Source organism: Vibrio sp. R10-SG3-ISO3 (genome assembly GCF_059834225.1).
Map to the genome: position 1 here is coordinate 14,565 of NZ_JCBDHE010000013.1, position 19,897 is coordinate 34,461.

A 19,897-nucleotide genomic window follows, 5' to 3' on the forward strand; every position below is an offset into this window, starting at 1 on the left:
ATTGTATGAAAAAGCCGCTCTCAATCATATTGGAGTCGGCTTTCATAGTTTTGTTATATCAGCCTACACTAAAGTGCGTTATGTGTCGCATCAACCAGACCGTCTAGCCAATCCTGATGACCATTGGATAGTAAGCTAGGTCTTAGCTTTCAGGTAAATAAGGCGTTATCGCAGTTTGATGAGTCGGTAAGACTAATGAGAGAATTACGAGGAAAAATCACCTAACAGGGCACATGGATTCCCCGGATGTCAATTCTGTCTAAACTCAATCGCCACTACACTCAAATAATTCTTAAAGAAGCAATTGATAAAATGGTTTGTCAGATAAAGTTCACATTAGGCCACTAGAGATTTAGGCCCTAAGTAGAATTTGCTAGACTTAGGTAAAGAGCGCATCATGGTGGACGAATGAACTACTTTGCAGAGGACCCCTTCTAGGTTATGTAAACCAGGAGGGTAAATGAAACAACTTAAGCAACAGTACAGAAGTCATGCCAAAGCGCAAAGGGATTATCTATGGGATGTGTATCCTAGCGTACGTAGTGGAACTCACAAGCATTTTTCAACCAAGCAGGAGAAGAGCTACTATTTCCTCCACAAAGTTGAGTGTCGTGAATATCCCATCAAACTACGAGCAGCTAGAGGAAGATCACTGGCTAACCCGTGGGACGACTACCCTGCACACGTATATGACGTTGCTAAGTGTTGGAAGCATAATTCGAAAAGGCGTCACCAATACTACAAATAAGCATCATCAAGCCTCGCCGATGCGAGGCTTATTTGCGCTCCATCAGTTTGTTCACTAAGGCCCCATTTGGTGTTAACGTAATTAGGCAGTGACAAGTCAGTACCACTGGAATCACCTTACGTTTATACTTGACTTCCAGCAGAGAGGCCGTGACAGAAAACTCCCAAAGCTATTCATAAAACGCTCGTTTCCTTCTGCGGTGAGTATCATGATCAATAATATCCTGGGCAAATAACTTGAACAGATTATTACAATAACAGTTGAATCCTTCATCACTAATCTTATGAAGGTGAAGAATGTAGTTCCTGTCAATTACTATTTTGCACCGTTATTGTCAGCATCATGAGGATTTATCATCATTATCCCCATCATGTGAAATAAGTGAATGAGTAGGTGAGAAGAGCTTTTCGCTTGTTCCGTTTTATTCAAGCGTGTTCTAGGATGTACTAGTTCCAGTCTGACAGAGCCTTGTGATCGTTTACTTCGGCCAACGGAGCGTCGTTCGCAATATGTTGTAATGCTTTTAAGGGCATTGCACCAATCGGATTTTCGTTCGCTAGTGTTTGTGAATTGCGTGGCGGCTCGCCAGTGAGACTTTGGTATAAATAGGTGTGTTGCTTCAAGGAAAGTTATCAGCTGATCTGGTGAGTTAAAGTGAATACCAGAGCGTGAGACACTCACATGATGTAAAGCATAGATGGTCGCGTTTACGATGGCCTGTTGGTTGCGGCTATAGTGATGTTTCAGGTCTCTGATGTACTGATTCTGTGTCTTAATTTCAATAGCTGTCTTGAGCGGAGCAGGGAGGAGTTTCGTAACCCGAGCCGAAGAAAAGTGGCGAGAGTACCGTTGACCAGATGACTCAACAAAAATCTCTTTAATAACCTTCGCATTTGCTATCCACTTTCTCAGTGTGTTCTCCGATATTTGTAGTCTCGAGCAGATATCTTCGTCGTTAAAGCCTTGTTGGTGAAGCTCCAACGCGCGGTAGCAGATTGGTAATGAGATGATTTCTTTGTCTTCGTCGACCTCGATGCTTGGAATTATGCCTTTTTCAATATTGGCTGGTAATAATTCAACAGAGAGACTTTTCATCAGATAGGGGAGAGGGTTTTCTTCTGCTCGTTCTTTGACTCTGACTTTTTTCGGTAGCATGCCGACGAGGCTCATCCCAGCTTTGGACATGGAAAAGTTTGCTTTCTTGAGTTTTTGAGCAACGATCCAGTCTGAAAAATGGAAGTAGTGCTCAAACGTCATGCTGGGGGATTCATGACCAGCCATAGAGGCGATGCTATCATACCCGTTCATTGAGGATTGTCCCCAAATGAGTCTCTTAATACTATCCGTCTGCTTTTTACCATAAGGTGATAGTTGTTGTGGTAACTGGTTTGTGCTATCCATTTCTAGCATAAGCTGAAATCGACTCAGACAGCTATGGCGCAGGTGGTGAAATACGAAATAGTCTAACTGGGTCAAAGCCTTCAATAACTCACCAATAAATATCGATATTCTAATGGCCTCAAGGGGAAGCTTGGGGTCTGCGCCAATCGAAAAGAACGGGTGCTTTTTCCCAAGCCCTTGCTGTTGTTTGAGGCCTTCGTAACGTTTGAGAATGTCAGCTTCATGCGTAAGTAGTAACGGTTTAACGGGCACTTTTCTTAAGCTTGATGCGGTTTTATTTTTCCCAAGGTGCGTATCCCGAACGGATATCCAACCAATATTGGAGGGCTCAATGTCTTTCATCCGTAACTTGATCAACTCGCCCAGCCTTAGTCCACATCGATACGAAATAATGCACATCGACTGAAGACAAAGTTGGTCAGCTTCATTGAGACCTTTCGCCGATGAAATACTGTTAAGAAGGGCGGTAAAAAGTGCTTCATCAACAAACGCCGCTCGAGTGTGTGATTGTGTCGGGTCGGTGTGTAAGTAGTTGCTCGAGATAGCGGGAAGGACACCGTGTTCAACAGCGAAAGCGTGCAAGTCTTGGAGCCGTCCAGCAAAGTATAGTTTCGACTTATTGGTCGTATGACTGTCGATGACTTGTTGATAGAGGTGTTCTAGTTCGTCACCTTTTAACTCGTGGAGTGGATATGTCTCGCACAAGAACAGCCACTTCCGCGTCATCCTTGAATGGTAGGCTTTTAACGTGCTAACACCACAAGTCTGTAGTTTGTGGCGATACCATTGCACCAAAATTCTTTGATGAATGCAGCCTGTGCGCGATTGCTGCGACAATAACTTGTCTAGATCAGCTTTGAGTGCATTTTTGTTTTGGGGTCGGGCAACTTTGGGGCAGAAACACTCTTTAAGTGAGTCCATCAAATCGCTACTGTTGGGATGCCTACGTCTCGAGTGATGAACAGCCTCTCGGTTAGTGGTTACTGGAGAGCGATTGTACTCAACATCGCATACTGGAAAAACTTGTGGGTGACTTAAGCGCGCAAGGTTGCTGGTAGGGATCCCGTAAGACTTTGTTTTACCGATCATGTATTCAATAAGCGCTTGGCTGATTGATAACCCGTTCTCATTTTCTGCTACATAAACTGAAGTTTGGCAAAGTTGACTGAAAGTCAGAGGGCAGTGGCGCCCTACAAGCAAAGTAACAAGTTCGTTCTCATTCTTAGGCGGATCCCAACGCTTACGTCTCCATCTCCGCCATAGACGTAACAACCCGAGTGTGATTGGATGAAGGTAACAGTGAAACTGGGTAATGGATTTGCCTTCGGCAGTGAGGTTTGTATTGAACTTGGCGGACTCAATGTTAATGCTAATAAACGGTGATGACTCCCAGCAACAAACTTGTATCTCTGACGTGGCAACGAGTTGCTGAAATGCATCAACGACATCTGGGTTGGCATGACCACTGTGGTAAATGAAGGAAAGGATGAGATGACGAAATGCTTGTTCTTTTGATTGTGCAGTGTGCGCGCATAAGTCATCGAAATACCAACTTTGGTAGAACGCATAGCCTTGCCATGCCAGTTGCATCCAAGACAGAGTGCGAAGCGGTTTGGGTGATTTTTGAGTGACAATGTAACTTGGTGGGTTGACGGTCCAGTGGTAGTGTTTTCTGTAGTCTAGGACATTTTTGACGCCCAAGTTGAAAGCCCGTCGATAATCTCTGAACTGCCCAAATGTATTGGTTATCTCATCGATGAACTGTCCCCATTTCTTCCAAAAACTCTCTTGTTGAGGGATATGTTCGGGGTTAGGGAAGTACTTGGAGAACACTTGCCGTGCTTTTTTGTCGACTCGCTCTATTTGATTAAGCCGATTTTTATGGCGCGCTTCTATACCAATATCACTCATACGCACTCCTCACACCAATATCGACCAAATGCGCGTTAATTAACGTCGATACAAGACGCATGTCTTGACGTGAAAGCGCACTGTATTCATGAAAGCTGCGTTTTGAATGATTCATGTGTCCCATCCAGGCGTTGATAATTGGGGCGTCGACGTTATTGGCAGTTAACAGAGATCGTATATGGTGTCTCGACCAATTTGCTTGCAAAGGGAGGATAGGGTCAATAAACAGCGAGTAGTTTGATGGCGTACAGGGCATCAGTTGATGCTCCTTTACATAGAAAAACAGGTGATTCTCGCCAGAAAGGACGCCCTGATACTCACGTGATAGCTCAGGGTTGATATTGGCGAGTCGTAAGCCTCTATCTGAACAGTATTTTAGGTAGTCATTCAGTATGTTGACTGCAATTTGGGGGAGTTTGACGACGCGGCTATTATCTCCAACCCCTGATTCTTTGTCTGAGATCCAATAGTCTCCTGTTTGTAAGGAGAGATGAGTGATTTTACCAAACCAACCTGTCACCGGACGATATCCCGAGCCAATCGCCAGCACTAACTGAGTGTAGATAGTGATGTAGTTATGAAATTGCTGTGAATGTTGGTCTGTCGAGCTGAGTTTATCCTGTAATTTGGAAACCAGTGAGGACAAAACATTCACCTCCAAATAAAGTGGTGAACCAAGTGTCAGGGGGAGTGGGTCTTCATCGAACTCGGTAAACACTGAAGAGGTAGACGTTAAGTGAGAGAGAAAATCCAAATAACGGTAGTAGGTGCTCAGAAGTAACTCACTGGACAGTTGAACGTAGAAAAGAGCCGGGACAGTGTTAATTGGAGATCCGCTCAGCAACGCAATGATCGTCGAGTCGATATTTTCATGAGAAAGTTTTTGTTTGAGGTAGGACGACACTTTTCTGAGTGTCAGGCTCGTTTGTTTTTGTTCGTTGATCTTTTGAAGTATCGCTTTGAGCTGTTGCTCTTCTACGTTTCTAAACTTGAGGTTACTAAGCTGTCCGCAGACAATTTGAGGCAAAGGTAACCAAAACTCGTTCGATACGCCAACAAGTAACGGCTGCACCTCAGTACGCTGTGTTTGGGAAGGGAGGCGGTGCTTTCTGTAAAAGCCGACCATACGATTGTTTGCTGATCGCCTACATTTTAATTTTTCTATTTGGTCATATGTATCCCCAGTGATAAGCATGAGAAGTAGAAGTTTAGCCGCCATCAAATCGGGTGATTGTGTTTTGATTTGTGCGACACAAAAGCCAGTCAGCGAGCCTATTTCGTAGTTGGTTGCACTGTCAATATCACAAGCTAGGTACAACTCACGTTTTTCTATTCGAGCTTGGATAGCGCGCGCGTGCAACGCCCCCGTTGCATAACTGTGCTTAGTGTGACTGTACGCGCTGACAATACTCATTGTTCGACTGCGCTCACCGTGATGGTCTTCCTTTTGCCAACTATGACCGCCAGACTTGGGCGTTTCGCTAAACTGTTTCAATTCAAAAACAGTATCTCCAGCCTCTTCGTCAAGAGTTTTGAGCTCACCTGGCTCCAAACGCCCACTTTTTTTGAACTCACTACTGGTCACTGTACGGGTATAACCTTCAGCATTTTTTAAAGTGGATTCGTAAGGACGACGATAGGTATTGAGCTGGCTCACCACTTGACTGGGTGGCCTTGGTTCATTCTCTTCGTCAACAAGAACATTAAATGCTTTCACGAGCCGCGGTAGATTTAGCTGATTGATGTCAGGAAGATAAGCTGCCATGCTTTCTCTTTGTCCATTAGAGAACAGCCTCACGTCATCACAGATTGCTTTGATTTTTGGCTGGTGTGTGCCTAAAAACGAAAGGCGCGCAACACACAAAAAGGTGAGTGCTTTGTATTGGTCAAATTTTTTGTGGTCATAGGATGTAAGCAATAGATCTGATGCTAAGAAAGCGGGCAGAAAATGAACACCAAGCTTCTTATTTTTAGAAATAGACTCAACGACATCATGGAGTCTCTGGTGGTGGTTGCTAATGATGTGTTTCTGGGCTTCGCTAATAAGAAACGTCACTTCAGAAAACTCACTTTTGTATTCACTCCTGATCACGGCGCAAAGCCGAATCACTTCTGAAGCAATGAGAGAGTTTTGCTCTCGCTGAAATGGAAACAACTGCCGAAGGAATCGTTCGATATTTTTCTGCTTAAACCGCTCTCTTATCTCTTCAAACATCTTGTTTTCTCTCTCTTAAGAGTTGTTCGAAGATAGACAGTTCTTTTGGAGGCGTTGTTAATTGTGCGCTCGCCTTTGCATTCTGCTGGGCTAGTGTACTTCTTGAAGAATGAATAATGCCGGCCAACTGCCTTTGGCTGAGCTTATTCGTGTCGAATATCATTTTCAGGATAGGTTTTGGAGTGCACTGATTGAGTGCTCGACGGAAGTCTTCCGCTGAACTGCTGTCGATGGAAGAGAGCAGGGAACGAAGTACAGAAATCCACGCTCGTCGCTCTATATCTTTGTCACTTATCTCGTCGAGAATAATTACATTACAGTCTGCAAGAGAGAGAGTTGCAAGTGAAAAACTGAATGACTCAAAACCAGAAATTATAGCAATTTTGTTTTTTGATGACTTAACGGCATTGAGCATCAGGCCGTAATTAATGTCTGCTAATGCTGAGCGAGAAATGGTCGTTTTATCTGCCCAGAACTTTCGAGAGTGATAGAAAGTAAATGCTGAGAGAGCAGCAGGATGAATCGAAAATTCTAATCGATTTTTCGAACGATTCGATAAAATATGCGGCATTTCAAACATCCATTGAAGTCAGTTTTTGTACAATAACTGTACATCTGCTGAGGCTCAAAATTAAGAAAAGCGGCAAAAAATGTTGAAAAATGGGAGCAATATCTTATGGGGGATTGACAATTTAACTAATTGAAACTAGGAAGTTTTATTGGTTTTAAAGGAGTAAAGATTTGAGTGGGTGTAATACTTCCAAGCTGATGATGCGGGTTCGATTCCCGCAGTACGCTCCAATCATTCCTAAACAATATTTTTATCCTAACCTATTGAATATTAAACGCTTTATAGCGTGTTTTTTCATGTCTGAAATTCAAGATCGGGACGTTGCCTATTATGTCGGTGGCTTAATTTGGTGTCCCCCCTATTGCGAATAGGTCTTAGGTGTCGTTAAAGGTACTATAACCTCACTTTCTTCAGCCCAGCATTGCTTAAATTTATCGATAGGGTAGAAATCATCCCCTCGGCGTAAATTGAAAGCGTCGAGAAACATGTTGGCCATCGGCAAGCTACTATTCATACTGGATCAAGTTGAGTGGTAAGGACGTATGGCTAGAGTGTTGCGATAGCGCACCTCACACCTTTGTTGGATATTATTAGCTAAAGAGAAATTATGACCAAGATCTATTTCGTATGCGGTTTTATCGGCTCAGGTAAAACGACTTACTCCAAGGAACTAGCAAAAAAGTATGGGGCTTTTCGTTTCTCCATAGATGAATGGATGATTCCTTTATATGGTCAGCATATGGAGCGTGAACTCTTCGACAGTCGTTTAGCTGCGCTTCAAGACTTGTTTAAAGATTCTGCTCTTCAGCTTTTTACTCTCGGTGTACCAGCTATTTTCGATTTTGGTTTCTGGCGCAAATTGGATCGAGATACTTTTATTCGCTGGGCATCAGAAAAGGGGATTGAGAGTGAAGTGCATTACCTTGACGTACCTTTTGAAGTATGTCGGCAAAGGGCGCTTTTACGCAATTCAAACTTGGATGCCAAGTCGTATGACTTGACACCTGAAATGTTGGAGTTGTTCTGGTCTTGGTTTGAAATACCACTATCGGATGAAAATGTTGTTTGGGTTTATCGGGATACTCAATCATGCATGGAATAAGTCGTTAAACAGTGACCGGATTTTCAATGCACCCATGTAGGGCTTATGCACCAATATGATCTCATTTAGAGAGGTTGAGTGAAGTTAATCGATTTTAAGTTGTTGATTTTATGTGTCTTAATGGTTGGCATGAGTTTTGTAATACTCGATATCAGTTCACAAGAGCGCATAGTTAGCGGTTAATGTTGTCTGGCTAACATACAATTTGGAAAATAGACATCTAGGGTTCCGGCTGTTGAAACAGTGTCTGGGTCAAGAGTTGTCAACCTCGTAAGAGGTCACACGGAGGGATAGAAGCCCGGGAGATTGAACCAAACTTATTGGTTGCGTCTCTTGTGTTGATATTCAGTGACCTCATGGAGGAGATTCAAATGAAAGCTCAAATCAAAAAAAGCCTACTCGCATCGGTTGTCGGCACTTCGCTACTGGCATCCGCTTTTTCACCTATCGCAGTCGCTCAAGAGAAAGAGAAATTTACGCTGGCTTGGTCCATCTACGTTGGTTGGATGCCTTGGGATTATGCCGATCATGCTGGGATCATAGACAAATGGGCAGACAAATATGGCATTGACATCGATGTCGTGCAGGTGAACGACTATATAGAGTCGATCAACCAGTTCACGACAGGTCAGTTCGATGCCACTGTGATGACCAATATGGATGCATTAACGATTCCCGCTGCAAGTGGTGTGGACTCTACTGCTCTTGTGGTCGGTGATTTTTCCAATGGGAATGACGGTATTGTCCTTAAAGGGGACAAGCAACTTGAAGACCTAAAAGGCCAATCGATCAATCTTGTCGAGTTGAGTGTGTCCCACTACTTGATGGCTCGTGCATTAGAAAGTGTCGGCTTGAGTGAGCGTGATGTGAAAGTGGTGAACACCTCTGACGCTGATCTTGTTGCTGCGTTTAGCACAAGTGAAGTGACATCGGTTGTGACTTGGAACCCCCTTCTTAGCGAAATTACTTCTCAGCCAGACACCTCTTTTGTTTTCGACTCATCTGATATTCCTGGCGAAATCATTGATCTACTCGTCGTCAATACAGAGACGCTACAAAGTAACCCCGCATTAGGTAAAGCATTAACGGGCGCATGGTATGAGATCATGTCAATCATGCAATCACCTGAACAGGGCGATGAAGCCAAATCATATATGGCGCAAGCGTCAGGGACAGATCTTGATGGCTACAAGTCTCAACTCCAAGCGACCAACATGTTCTACTCAGCAGATGAGGCGGTCAGCTTTACGCAAAGCCCTAAACTGGCAGAAACGATGCAAAAAGTCAGTGAGTTTTCGTTTGAACATGGATTACTTGGCGAAGGTGCGCCTGATGCGGGCTTCATTGGTGTAGAAACACCAACGGGTGTGTTCGGTGACCCTAGCAACGTCAAGCTCCGATTTACTTCTGAATACATGCAGATGGCAGCGGACAACACGCTGTAACCTCACCATTCGGTCGTTGTAATTGGAGTCATTATGACCAAAGTAATTAACCGTCACCCGTCTAAACTTGGGCGGGTTTTGCTCGGCGTGATGCCTTTTCTTATCCTGCTTGCCGTCTATGTGACGGCATCGGATGCAAGATTGGCGGCGAACTCCGCAGACAAATTGCTGCCAGCCTTCAGCAGTTTTGCTGATGCAATCGATAGAATGGCATTTACCCCAAGTCGAAGAACGGGCGAATACCTGATGTGGACGGACACCTTTGCAAGCCTAGCACGGCTGGGTTGGGGGATTGGTCTCAGTGCCCTTATTGGTCTGTCATTGGGCATTGCGACCGGGATCATTCCTTTAATGCGCGCGTCGTTATCACCGGTGATCACGGCCGTATCACTGATACCACCTATGGCGATTTTGCCGATTTTGTTTATTTCATTCGGAGTGGGTGAATTGTCCAAGGTTGTGTTGATTGTCATCGGCGTGTGTCCAATCATCATTAGGGACATTCAACTTCGCGTGCAAAGCTTGCCGGATGAACAGCTCATAAAGGCTCAGACTTTAGGTGCGAACAGTTGGCAAATTATCGTACGAGTGATCCTTCCGCAGATTATGCCCAAACTGATTGAAGCGGTTCGCCTAACCTTGGGTAGCGCATGGCTGTTTCTGATTGCTGCCGAAGCGATAGTCGCTACCGAAGGTTTGGGCTATCGTATCTTCTTAGTACGCCGTTATCTATCGATGGATGTGATTCTGCCGTACGTGTTGTGGATTACTCTCTTAGCTTACAGCATGGACTGGTTGCTGCGTCTAGCATCAAAAAAACTCAGCCCTTGGTATCACCAGTCACAAGGAGAGAGCCATGGTTAACTCCACTACGAACAAAGAAAACACCCCTCCGATCATTCAAGTCAAACAGGTTTGGAAAGAGTATGGCGACAACATCGTTTTAGAGCGTTTAAACCTTAGCGTTCATGAAGGGGATTTTGTCAGTATTGTAGGCGCCTCTGGGTGCGGTAAAACCACATTCCTCAATATGTTGCTCGGTACCGAAACACCCTCAAGAGGACAATTACTATTGGATGGCGAACCTTTGACTCAAGAACCTGGAGTCGAACGAGGCATCGTGTTCCAAAAGTACTCTGTATTCCCACACTTAACAGCACTTGAGAATGTCATGCTCGGTTATGAGTTTGAGTCGAATAGTCTTTCTAGCCGCACGCTGGGACGACTGTTTGGCGCGAAGAAGCAGCAGGCCAAAGAGCAGGCATTAAAGATGCTCGAGCAGGTTGGCCTTGTAGCGGCTCAAGATAAATACCCGCATGAGCTATCGGGTGGTATGAGGCAGCGACTCTCCATCGCTCAGGCGCTGATAAAAAGACCAAGAATTCTGTTGTTGGATGAACCGTTTGGCGCGCTGGATCCGGGGATTCGAAAAGATATGCATGTGTTAGTGAAGTCGCTGTGGAAAGAGCAAAATTTAACGGTGTTCATGATCACGCACGACCTGAGTGAAGGCTTCCATCTGGGCAACCGTTTATGGGTGTTTGATCATACTCGTCATGATGAGCAAGCGCCGGAGCGTTTTGGCGCGCAGGTGACATTTGATATCTCAACCGAGCAGTTGGACAACACGCCGCCAGACCAACTTTTTTCCAAAATTGCATAAGGAATAAAATATGTCAGCAAAACAGGATGTGATTTTTTCAGACACTCTGCCAGGGGCCGCGCATTGGTCAATGGTGGTACCCAAAGGGCGAACCGTACGCTTCATAGATATCGAGGGTGGTGCGAATTTGAGTGTGCTGTTCTACAACCCGGCTAATCTACTTGAGCGCTACAATGCGCCCGATACCTTGAAATGCCAACATACGTTTAAGTTAACCCAAGGCCACTGCTTGTACTCTGATATGGGACGCATCTTCTGCTCGATCGTGCGCGATGATACTGGCTGGATTGATACCGTGTGTGGGGTCAGCAACAAACAAAAAGTGGCAGAAAAATGGGGTGAACGGGACTACCAAGCCCAACGCAATCAGTGGAAGCAAAATGGTTATGATGCGCTGTTGGTCGAGGTGGCTAAATACGGTTTAGGTAAGCGTGATTTGGCTGCGAACTTAAATCTATTTAGCAAAGTCGCCACCGATGAGGAGGGTAATCTTAACTACGACCCACAACACAGCAAGGCGGGCGATAGCATTGAGCTGCGATTTGAAATGGATACGTTGGTTGTGATGACCACTTGTCCACATCCACTTAATCCATCAAAAACCTACCCATACCAGCCCGTTGAGGTTTCAGTATGGGAATCTGAGCCAATGCGAGATGACGATAGCTGTCTCACTCATCGGGAAGAGAACGAGCGAGGCTTTGAAAATAACCGCCGCTATGCAGCAACGGCGAATCGAACGTTTGAACCATCAGCCACCCGCCAATGTTGCTAAAGGAGCGAAACATGATTGTAGAGAGCCAATTACCACTTAATGAAGCCCTATATCGTGACACCGTGTCAGCGGGTGATTACTACATGAAAGTCGTCAAAAAAGGGCAGACTGTGCGCATTCTTGATATTGAAGGTAACCAAGCCGCAGATACACTGTTTTACAACGCCAATGATCCTTCAGAGCGTTACAGCGCGATGGATACGATTCGAGAGCAGGGCAATGTTTATCTAACCGCAGGCACGAAGATTTTATCTGATCAAGGCAACGTAATGCTTGAGATAGTGGCGGATACCTGTGGTCGACACGATACCTTGGGCGGCGCATGTGCGACTGAGAGCAACACTGTACGCTACTCGATAGACAAAAAGTGTATGCATGCTTGTCGTGATAGCTGGTTACTGGCGGTGGCTGAAAATGAGCAGTTTGGTATGTCGAAGCGCGACATCACCCATAATATTAACTTTTTTATGAATGTCCCCGTTACAGCCGAAGGCGGTCTGACTTTTGCCGACGGTATCAGTGGTGCAGGTAAATACGTGGAGCTTAAAGCTCACATGAACGTCATTGTGTTGATGTCAAACTGCCCACAATTGAACAATCCATGTAATGCCTACAATCCCACCCCCGTTGAGGTCATTATCTGGGAATAAAGGTTTTGGCGATAACGTCAGCAAGCACGCTGTCGAACATGAGCAAGGGACGACCCTAACGAATGCTCTTTGTTGTTCCGGGACGACCCGGATTTTAGGGACGAAATTATGTTTAGTAAGGTATTGATTGCTAACCGTGGAGCCATTGCCTGTCGAGTTATCCGCACGTTAAAACACCTCAATATTGGCAGCGTTGCGATTTACAGCGAAGCCGATTCACACAGTCTCCATGTCGTCGGTGCTGATGAAGCGTTCTCTCTAGGACAAGGGGGCGCGACCGAGACCTACCTTGACCAAGATAAAATACTCTCCATCGCTAAAGAGTCGGGCGCGCAAGCGATTCATCCTGGCTACGGTTTCCTGAGTGAAAATCCAGAGTTCGTTGAACGCTGCGAACAAGAAGGATTGGTCTTTTTAGGGCCCACAGCAGAGCAAATGCGTGCGTTCGGACTGAAACACTCTGCACGCCACCTTGCCACCCAAGCCGATGTGCCACTTCTCCCTGGTACGGGGTTGCTTAACGACAAGCAGCAAGCACTGCGTGAAGCGGAGAACATTGGTTACCCAGTGATGCTCAAAAGCACGGCAGGTGGTGGTGGTATCGGCATGCAGTGTTGTTTCACAAGCCAAGAGTTGGATGAGGCTTACGACAGCGTTAAACGATTGAGTGAGAACAATTTCAGCAACAGTGGCGTGTTCATCGAGAAGTTTATACAACAAGCACGGCATATCGAAGTCCAGATTTTTGGCGATGGGCAGGGTCATGTCGTTGCCTTGGGCGAGCGGGACTGCTCGGCGCAGCGCCGTAACCAAAAAGTCATTGAGGAAACCCCCGCGCCTAACCTCGACGATGAAACTCGATCTAAGCTACAAGAGACCGCAGTGAAGTTGGCCGCTCAGGTGAATTACCGAAATGCAGGAACGGTGGAGTTTGTATTGGATCAGCAAACACAAGCCTTCTACTTCCTTGAAGTCAACACGCGTCTTCAGGTTGAACATGGTGTCACAGAAGAAGTGTTTGGTGTGGACCTTGTCGAGTGGATGGTTCACCAAGGGGCAGAGCAACTCGAGTTAACAACGCTGGGCGCGCACCTCAAATCACAAGGCCATGCGATTCAGGTTCGTCTCTATGCGGAAGATGCCAACAAGAACTTTCAACCTTGTGCCGGTCTATTGAGCCATGTTGAGTGGGCAGAGCAAGAGAATTTGCGCATTGAACACTGGATTGAAGCGGGCGTCGAAGTATCACCATTTTTTGACCCTATGCTGGCGAAAGTGATCGTTCATGCTGCCGATAGAGACACGGCTCTGGCTGAACTTAAACAAAGCTTAGACAAAAGTACTATTTACGGAATAGAGCACAACAAAGCGTACTTGAGCCAGCTCTTAGCGAGCGAACGGGTTAAGAAAGGCGAGGTGCTGACTCAATCTCTTAATAGCTTTGAGTTCAAGCCCAATACCTTTGATGTGATCAGCGGAGGTACCCAAACCACCATTCAAGACTACCCAGCACGAACAGGCTACTGGGACATTGGCGTGCCGCCTTCAGGTCCGATGGATAGCTTGAGCTTCCGTTTAGGCAATAGACTGCTGGGGAATGATGAATCCAGTGCCGGTCTGGAAATGATTGTTTCTGGTCCAACGTTAAAATTTAACCAAGACACTCGTATAGCTCTAACGGGTGCAACGATTCAAGCGACGCTTGATGATCAAACAGTTGCGATGAATGCGGCCATCGGCATCAAAGCAGGACAAACGCTCAAACTCGGTAAAATACTCGATGGCGCTCGCACTTATCTCGCTGTTCAGGGGGGCATTGATTGTCCTCAATATCTAGGTAGCCGTTCAACCTTCACTTTAGGTCAATTTGGGGGCCATGCTGGGCGCGCATTGCTAGCGGGCGATGTGTTGCACATTCATCCCGTCGTTCAAGCGGGTGGCGCTGAAATTGGCTCACTTCCTCAGCCGATTTTCAACGGCGAGTGGCAGATTCGAGTGATCTATGGGCCGCACGGTGCGCCTGATTTTTTCACTCAGGAAGATATCGATACATTTTTTGATGCGCAGTGGAAAGTGCACTTTAACTCGAGCCGAACCGGTGTACGCTTAATTGGACCGAAACCAAATTGGGCGCGGGCTGACGGTGGCGAAGCGGGCCTTCATCCCTCTAACATTCACGATAATGCGTATGCGGTTGGTACCATCGATTTCACGGGTGACATGCCGGTCATCTTAGGGCCGGATGGGCCGAGCTTGGGAGGGTTCGTTTGCCCTGCCACCATCATCAAAGCCGATCTATGGAAAATGGGACAGCTCAAAGCAGGGGATAAGATTCGATTTATTCCGGTTACGGTAGAAAACGCCGAGTTAGCCGAGCGCGCGCAGCTGGCTCAAATTGAAGTCGGCGCTATTGATGAAATGGCGCTGCCAAGAGCAGATCTCGGCTCGCCCGTCATTAAAACAATACCAGCCAGTCAATATGGAGAACAGGTGGTATATCGACCCAGTGGCGAGGATTACCTGCTGGTGGAATATGGACCACAAAGACTCGATATTCGTCTGCGATTTCGAGTTCATGCTTTGATGCTGAAGCTTCAAGAGCGGCGGTTGCTAGGTGTAGAAGAACTGACTCCGGGGATACGTTCCCTGCAAATTCACTACGATAACCTTATGTTGCCAAGAGCGCAGTTGCTTGAAGAGCTAGAAAAAATTGAAGCAACGCTGGATAACATCGATGATCTCGCTGTCCCTGCTCGCGTAGTGCATTTGCCACTCTCTTGGGATGATGAAGCCACTCGGCTGGCGATACGTAAATACGATGAGATCGTACGTAAAGACGCACCTTGGTGCCCAGACAACATTGAGTTTATTCGCCGCATCAACGGGCTTGATTCAGTCGAGGACGTTAAGCGCATTGTGTTCGATGCCAGCTACTTAGTGATGGGCTTAGGGGATGTGTATCTTGGCGCGCCGGTCGCAACACCAATGGATCCTCGTCACCGCTTGGTCACGACTAAATATAATCCAGCACGTACTTGGACGCCTGAAAACGCGGTAGGCATTGGTGGCGCCTATTTGTGTGTCTACGGCATGGAAGGCCCCGGGGGGTATCAATTTGTCGGTCGCACTTTGCAAATGTGGAATCGCTATCGTCAAACAGAAGCCTTTACCAAGCCTTGGCTATTGCGCTTTTTTGACCAGATTAGGTTCTATGAAGTGAGTGCACAAGAGCTATTGGATATCCGTGAAAAGCATCCTTTAGGTCATTACCCAATCAAAATTGAACAGACAGAGTTTTCACTCGCGGACTATCAATCCACTCTTGATGACCATGCCGATGAAATAAAGCAAAGCAAAGCACGCCAGCAACAAGCATTTGAACAAGAGCGCCAACGCTGGGAAGAGTCTGGACAAGCGAATTTTGTCGCCACTGAAATTGAGCAGTCGAATGTACACACTGAGCTTGCAGAGGGACAAGAAGCCATTGAGAGTCATGTTGCTGGCAACATCTGGCAAGTGCTTGTTAAGCCTGGCCAAACGGTAAAAGAGAACGACGTCGTGATGATACTAGAAGCGATGAAGATGGAGCTTGAGGTGACCGCGAGTGTCTCTGGTGTGATTGACTCGATATGCCACGAGGCGGGCGCACAAGTCCATGCGGGTGAGCCACTGCTTGTCGTCAACACCTGCAAGGCATGATTCGGTTTTTGAGGATAGAAAAGATGACAGATTCAAATACAAGGTGTCAGGCAATGGAAGAACCAACAACGATCGGCCGCTTACTTGAAGCATACCGTAATGGTGATATAGAGGTAGAGATGTTTTTGCGCAGCAAACTGGCGCAAGTGAGAGCGGATCAATCCAATGCCTGGGTGTCAGTGATTTCTGACCAGCAACTGGGGGAGTATCTCGCTCAACTTTCAGGGCAAGAGATTGACCAGCTACCTCTGTTTGGTGTTCCTTTTGCGATCAAAGATAATATCGATTTGCAGGGTTTAGACACCACCGCGGGTTGCGAGGCATACCGCTATCAACCAACGGAGTCGGCTTACGTTGTTCAGCAGTTGATAAAAGCAGGTGCAGTCCCCTTAGGTAAGACGAGCCTTGACCAGTTCGCCACTGGCTTAGTGGGTACACGCAGCCCTTGGGGAGCAGTGAAAAATAGCTTTGATCCTAAACACATCTCAGGCGGTTCGAGCTCTGGCAGTGCGGTTGCGGTTGCGAGCAACCAAGTTTACTTTGCATTGGGTACCGATACCGCGGGTTCAGGACGTGTCCCGGCAGCATTTAACAACCTTTATGGCCTCAAACCGAGCAGAGGGGTGTTGAGCTGCAGTGGCGTTGTTCCGGCCTGCCGTACACTAGATTGCGTGACGTTTTTTACCAAGTGTGCTGAAGACTTAAGCACCCTCTACCAAGTTGGCGCAAGCTACGATGAGAGCGACTGTTATGCGCGCCATGCCCTTAAACAAGGACAAAACACAACGACGCAATTTTCAGGATTGAGGGTCGGAGTTCCAGGTGAAGAGCAGCTTAAATTCTTTGGTAATGAAGAATACCATCAGCTCTATGCTCAGTCGGTTGCTCGCTTAGAGTCTTTGGGCGCGCAGATTATTCCTTTCGATTTGTCACCCTTCTTAGAGGCCGCCAATCTTCTTTACCAAGGTCCTTGGGTTGCGGAGCGATACGCCGCGATTGAATCCTTCTTCAACGATAATCAAGAACAGTGTTTAGAGGTGATTCAAACGATTGTCGGTGGAGCGAAACAACTATCGGCTGCGGATACGTTTAAAGCCATGTATCTACTGCAAGCATTTAAGGTTCAGTGCGATAAATTGATGGAAAATGTGGATGTTGTGCTAACCCCTACCGCCGGCACGATTTACACCATTGATGAGGTGAACAATAACCCAATCGGGCTCAATTCAAACCTTGGTTACTACACCAATTTCATGAACTTACTCGACTACAGTGCGATCGCAATGCCAGCAGGTTTCACCGACGCCGGACTCCCGTTTGGCGTAACTCTGTTTGCCCAAGCATTTCATGACGAAGCCTTGATTACGTTAGCGACCGAGTGGCAGAGAACAATGAACTTACCACTAGGGGCGACCGAAATAGAATTAGAGAGTTGCGAGAGTGTGGACCTATTGGTTTGTGGTGCACACATGAAAGATTTAGCGCTCAATCATCAACTGATTGAGTTAGGTGCGAACTTTAAACGGCGAACCACGACATCTGAACACTATTCTCTTTATTGCTTAGCCGGCGGGCCCCCACTGAGACCGGGCTTAGTGCGTCATTCAAACCAAGGGCAAAAGATTGAAGTTGAAATTTGGCGCGTGCCGAAAAAGCAGCTTGGTTCCCTTTTGATGCTCATTCCCCATCCATTGGGGTTGGGCCGCGTTGAGATTGATTCTGGTGACTGGGTTACAGGGTTCATATGTGAAGGGATTGGCATTGAAGGGGCTACCGACATTACCCAGACTGGAGGGTGGCGGTATTATCTGCAAGAGTTATCTGAACGCTGCTAAAATATGTTTATAACCCCCCATGCCAACATCATGTGGCATAGGGGGTTACAAATTGATGAGAAGGCGTGAATGGACATCAGTATGATCTACGTGCTGACCTATTCAGCCTGCTCACGATTTATCGATGGATCAAGAATCCACTCAGCGCTGTCGTTGAGCACGTCCATTTTTGTAATTTTACCCTTCCTGACTTCAAATCTATCTGTGTAGCGATTGCCATCGAAATGGCGTCCATCTGGCCACTGACCATACAAAAAACCTGTTGAATACACGACGCAGTGGCCCTCTTTTTCCATTGCATCGTATTGCTGAATGTTCTTTTTCACCCATTGGTATCGTTGTTGGTTAAAAGCCGTGATGGCGTGGGTATCCTCCATTTCTCTTCGACCTGTAAAAGTGATTTTAACGTCAGGGTCCATAAACGTCGCGGCCGTCTCCGGATCTGGCTTCATTGATGCTTCTAAAAATTGTTGGACGATGTCTACAGCATTCTCTAGTTCACTCATCGATTCATTTCCTTATGTGGTTTGATTTGGTGCAAAAATGTTAATTTTTGTGCCTTTTTTGTGCAAAGTGCGCCTCTAATCGGCTGAAAACCGCACTTTTTCGTATGGCACCTAAATTGCTAGCAATTATTGTGCAATAGCTAGCAATCAATAAAAAGAGGGATCTTATGAAACATTCAATTATCAAAAAATGGGTCAGACAGGGACTTGGGATAAGCGCTTTGGCCGCTGCGTCTTTGACGGCGTTTTCAACCATTGCGCAGGAGCCGATTAAAGTGGGATTAGTTGCTGCTCTATCAGGCCAGTCGGCGAAATCAGGAGAGGCGATCACTCGTGGGTTAGAAATTGCGATTGATGAGATAAACGAAGGTGGCGGCGTATTAGGTCGACCACTTGAACTGGTGCGACGTGACGATGAAAGCAACCCATCAAAAGGGCTGTTAGCGGCACGCGAGTTGATTCAAAAAGAAGAGGTCGCGGTGTTATTTGGTGGTTTAGACACGCCCGTTTCGCTTGCGATTGTACCTGTCGCCAACCGAATGAAAATGCCCTTCATGGGGGTGTGGGCCGCGGGTACACCCATTACCAAAAATGGCGCTAAGGAGAACTATGTGTTTCGTGTCTCAGCGGTGGATGAGGTGGTCGACGAAGCGCTGGTTCAGTATGCCATCGATAAGTATGCGATGAAAAAGCCAGGCATGTTGCTGATAAACAACCCTTGGGGTGAGTCGAACGAAACAGGTTTTCGCCAAGCTCTCAATAGTCGTGGCATAGAACACACCGGTATTGAGCGTATTGAATCTGGTGACGTTGACTTAGTCCCACAATTGACCCGTTTAAAAGAGAAAGGGACGGACACGCTATTAATGGTAGCGAACGTCGCGCCTTCTGCTCAGGTGGTCAAATCACTTGAACGTATGGGCTGGGATGTCCCTGTAGTCTCCCACTGGGGACCGGCGGGTGGACGTTTCGGTGAGCTAGCTGGTCCAACGGCCGATCGAGTGCACTTTATTCAGACGTTTACCTTTACGGATACCACAACCGGAAAAGGCGGCGAGGTATTTGGCAAGTTGCAAGCGAAATTCCCAGAGATACAAAGTGTTGCCGATGTGACTCCAGCCGTTGGCATTGCCAATGCGTATGACGCGATGCATTTAACGGCGCTCGCAATCAAGAATGCTGGATCTACGGAGGGGAGCGCGATTCGTGAAGGGTACTACCGCATTGATGACTATCAAGGGCTGATCAAGGATTTCAAGCGTCCGTTTACAGAAACACAGCATGATGCGATCGGCCCCAATGACTACGTGTTCACACACTTTGTGAATAACCAAATCGTTCCAGTTCAGTAACGATCGGTTTGGGTTATTCATCCA

Annotated in this window: 13 protein-coding genes and 1 riboswitch; of the genes, 9 read left to right on the top strand and 4 right to left on the bottom strand. The window is 46.6% G+C overall.

The window, feature by feature from the left end; genetic code table 11:
• Nucleotides 1-1,063: 1,063 nt before the first annotated feature.
• From AC6R1A_RS02510 to AC6R1A_RS02520, 3 genes are read right to left on the bottom strand one after another with little or no spacing between them, the layout of a single operon-like run.
• Nucleotides 1,064-4,060, bottom strand: coding sequence for a tyrosine-type recombinase/integrase (locus tag AC6R1A_RS02510; protein WP_500632767.1), 2,997 nt, complete (start codon nt 4,058-4,060; stop codon nt 1,064-1,066).
• Complete coding sequence (locus tag AC6R1A_RS02515) at nt 4,053-6,275, bottom strand: integrase (protein WP_500632768.1); 2,223 nt, start codon at nt 6,273-6,275, stop codon at nt 4,053-4,055. The genes AC6R1A_RS02510 and AC6R1A_RS02515 overlap by 8 nt, the downstream gene beginning before the upstream one ends.
• A complete protein-coding gene (locus AC6R1A_RS02520) occupies nt 6,268-6,846 on the bottom strand; it encodes a hypothetical protein (RefSeq protein ID WP_500632769.1) in 579 nt (192 codons plus the stop codon). Before AC6R1A_RS02520 ends, AC6R1A_RS02515 begins: the two co-directional genes overlap by 8 nt.
• A gap of 607 nt (nt 6,847-7,453) precedes the next feature.
• On the opposite strand from AC6R1A_RS02520, the gene AC6R1A_RS02525 reads away from it, so the two are divergent.
• The 8 genes from AC6R1A_RS02525 to atzF all read left to right on the top strand — a co-directional run bounded on the left by AC6R1A_RS02525 (nt 7,454) and on the right by atzF (nt 18,015).
• The gene (locus AC6R1A_RS02525; RefSeq protein WP_500632418.1) at nt 7,454-7,948 is read left to right on the top strand and encodes a P-loop nucleotide/nucleoside kinase family protein; all 495 of its coding nucleotides are present in this window, start codon (nt 7,454-7,456) and stop codon (nt 7,946-7,948) included.
• A 209-nt stretch (nt 7,949-8,157) separates the two neighbouring features.
• Nucleotides 8,158-8,255, top strand: a riboswitch (guanidine-I (ykkC/yxkD leader).
• 64 nt (nt 8,256-8,319) lie between these two features.
• A complete protein-coding gene (locus AC6R1A_RS02530; protein ID WP_500632419.1) occupies nt 8,320-9,393 on the top strand; it encodes a putative urea ABC transporter substrate-binding protein in 1,074 nt (357 codons plus the stop codon).
• 33 nt (nt 9,394-9,426) lie between these two features.
• Nucleotides 9,427-10,257: an ABC transporter permease gene (locus tag AC6R1A_RS02535; RefSeq protein WP_500638765.1), complete on the top strand. Its 831-nt coding sequence runs from the start codon at nt 9,427-9,429 to the stop codon at nt 10,255-10,257.
• Complete coding sequence (locus tag AC6R1A_RS02540; RefSeq protein WP_500634065.1) at nt 10,250-11,056, top strand: ABC transporter ATP-binding protein; 807 nt, start codon at nt 10,250-10,252, stop codon at nt 11,054-11,056. Before AC6R1A_RS02535 ends, AC6R1A_RS02540 begins: the two co-directional genes overlap by 8 nt.
• A 10-nt stretch (nt 11,057-11,066) precedes the next feature.
• Nucleotides 11,067-11,831 carry an urea amidolyase associated protein UAAP1 gene (locus AC6R1A_RS02545; RefSeq protein WP_500634064.1) on the top strand — a complete coding sequence of 255 codons (765 nt, stop codon included), beginning with the start codon at nt 11,067-11,069 and terminating at the stop codon, nt 11,829-11,831.
• An 11-nt stretch (nt 11,832-11,842) separates the two neighbouring features.
• Complete coding sequence (locus tag AC6R1A_RS02550; protein WP_500634063.1) at nt 11,843-12,481, top strand: urea amidolyase associated protein UAAP2; 639 nt, start codon at nt 11,843-11,845, stop codon at nt 12,479-12,481.
• A gap of 108 nt (nt 12,482-12,589) precedes the next feature.
• The gene (uca, locus tag AC6R1A_RS02555) at nt 12,590-16,180 is read left to right on the top strand and encodes an urea carboxylase (RefSeq protein ID WP_500634062.1); all 3,591 of its coding nucleotides are present in this window, start codon (nt 12,590-12,592) and stop codon (nt 16,178-16,180) included.
• A gap of 53 nt (nt 16,181-16,233) precedes the next feature.
• Entirely contained in the window at nt 16,234-18,015 is a 1,782-nt protein-coding gene (gene atzF, locus AC6R1A_RS02560; protein ID WP_500634061.1) for an allophanate hydrolase, read from the top strand.
• A gap of 98 nt (nt 18,016-18,113) precedes the next feature.
• Here atzF and AC6R1A_RS02565 read toward each other — a convergent pair whose 3' ends face one another.
• Nucleotides 18,114-18,521, bottom strand: coding sequence for a nuclear transport factor 2 family protein (locus tag AC6R1A_RS02565; RefSeq protein WP_500634060.1), 408 nt, complete (start codon nt 18,519-18,521; stop codon nt 18,114-18,116).
• A 167-nt stretch (nt 18,522-18,688) separates the two neighbouring features.
• On the opposite strand from AC6R1A_RS02565, the gene AC6R1A_RS02570 reads away from it, so the two are divergent.
• Nucleotides 18,689-19,873, top strand: a complete 1,185-nt coding sequence (locus tag AC6R1A_RS02570) for an ABC transporter substrate-binding protein (protein WP_500634059.1) — start codon at nt 18,689-18,691, stop codon at nt 19,871-19,873.
• Nucleotides 19,874-19,897: the final 24 nt, after the last annotated feature.

Bases quoted from the DNA above. Each gene is read 5' to 3' on its own strand.
- AC6R1A_RS02510 (WP_500632767.1), bottom strand. From the start codon at position 4,060: ATGAGTGATATTGGTATAGAAGCGCGCCATAAAAATCGGCTTAATCAA.
- AC6R1A_RS02515 (WP_500632768.1), bottom strand. From the start codon at position 6,275: ATGTTTGAAGAGATAAGAGAGCGGTTTAAGCAGAAAAATATCGAACGA.
- AC6R1A_RS02520 (WP_500632769.1), bottom strand. From the start codon at position 6,846: ATGCCGCATATTTTATCGAATCGTTCGAAAAATCGATTAGAATTTTCG.
- AC6R1A_RS02525 (WP_500632418.1), top strand. From the start codon at position 7,454: ATGACCAAGATCTATTTCGTATGCGGTTTTATCGGCTCAGGTAAAACG.
- AC6R1A_RS02530 (WP_500632419.1), top strand. From the start codon at position 8,320: ATGAAAGCTCAAATCAAAAAAAGCCTACTCGCATCGGTTGTCGGCACT.
- AC6R1A_RS02535 (WP_500638765.1), top strand. From the start codon at position 9,427: ATGACCAAAGTAATTAACCGTCACCCGTCTAAACTTGGGCGGGTTTTG.
- AC6R1A_RS02540 (WP_500634065.1), top strand. From the start codon at position 10,250: ATGGTTAACTCCACTACGAACAAAGAAAACACCCCTCCGATCATTCAA.
- AC6R1A_RS02545 (WP_500634064.1), top strand. From the start codon at position 11,067: ATGTCAGCAAAACAGGATGTGATTTTTTCAGACACTCTGCCAGGGGCC.
- AC6R1A_RS02550 (WP_500634063.1), top strand. From the start codon at position 11,843: ATGATTGTAGAGAGCCAATTACCACTTAATGAAGCCCTATATCGTGAC.
- uca (WP_500634062.1), top strand. From the start codon at position 12,590: ATGTTTAGTAAGGTATTGATTGCTAACCGTGGAGCCATTGCCTGTCGA.
- atzF (WP_500634061.1), top strand. From the start codon at position 16,234: ATGGAAGAACCAACAACGATCGGCCGCTTACTTGAAGCATACCGTAAT.
- AC6R1A_RS02565 (WP_500634060.1), bottom strand. From the start codon at position 18,521: ATGAGTGAACTAGAGAATGCTGTAGACATCGTCCAACAATTTTTAGAA.
- AC6R1A_RS02570 (WP_500634059.1), top strand. From the start codon at position 18,689: ATGAAACATTCAATTATCAAAAAATGGGTCAGACAGGGACTTGGGATA.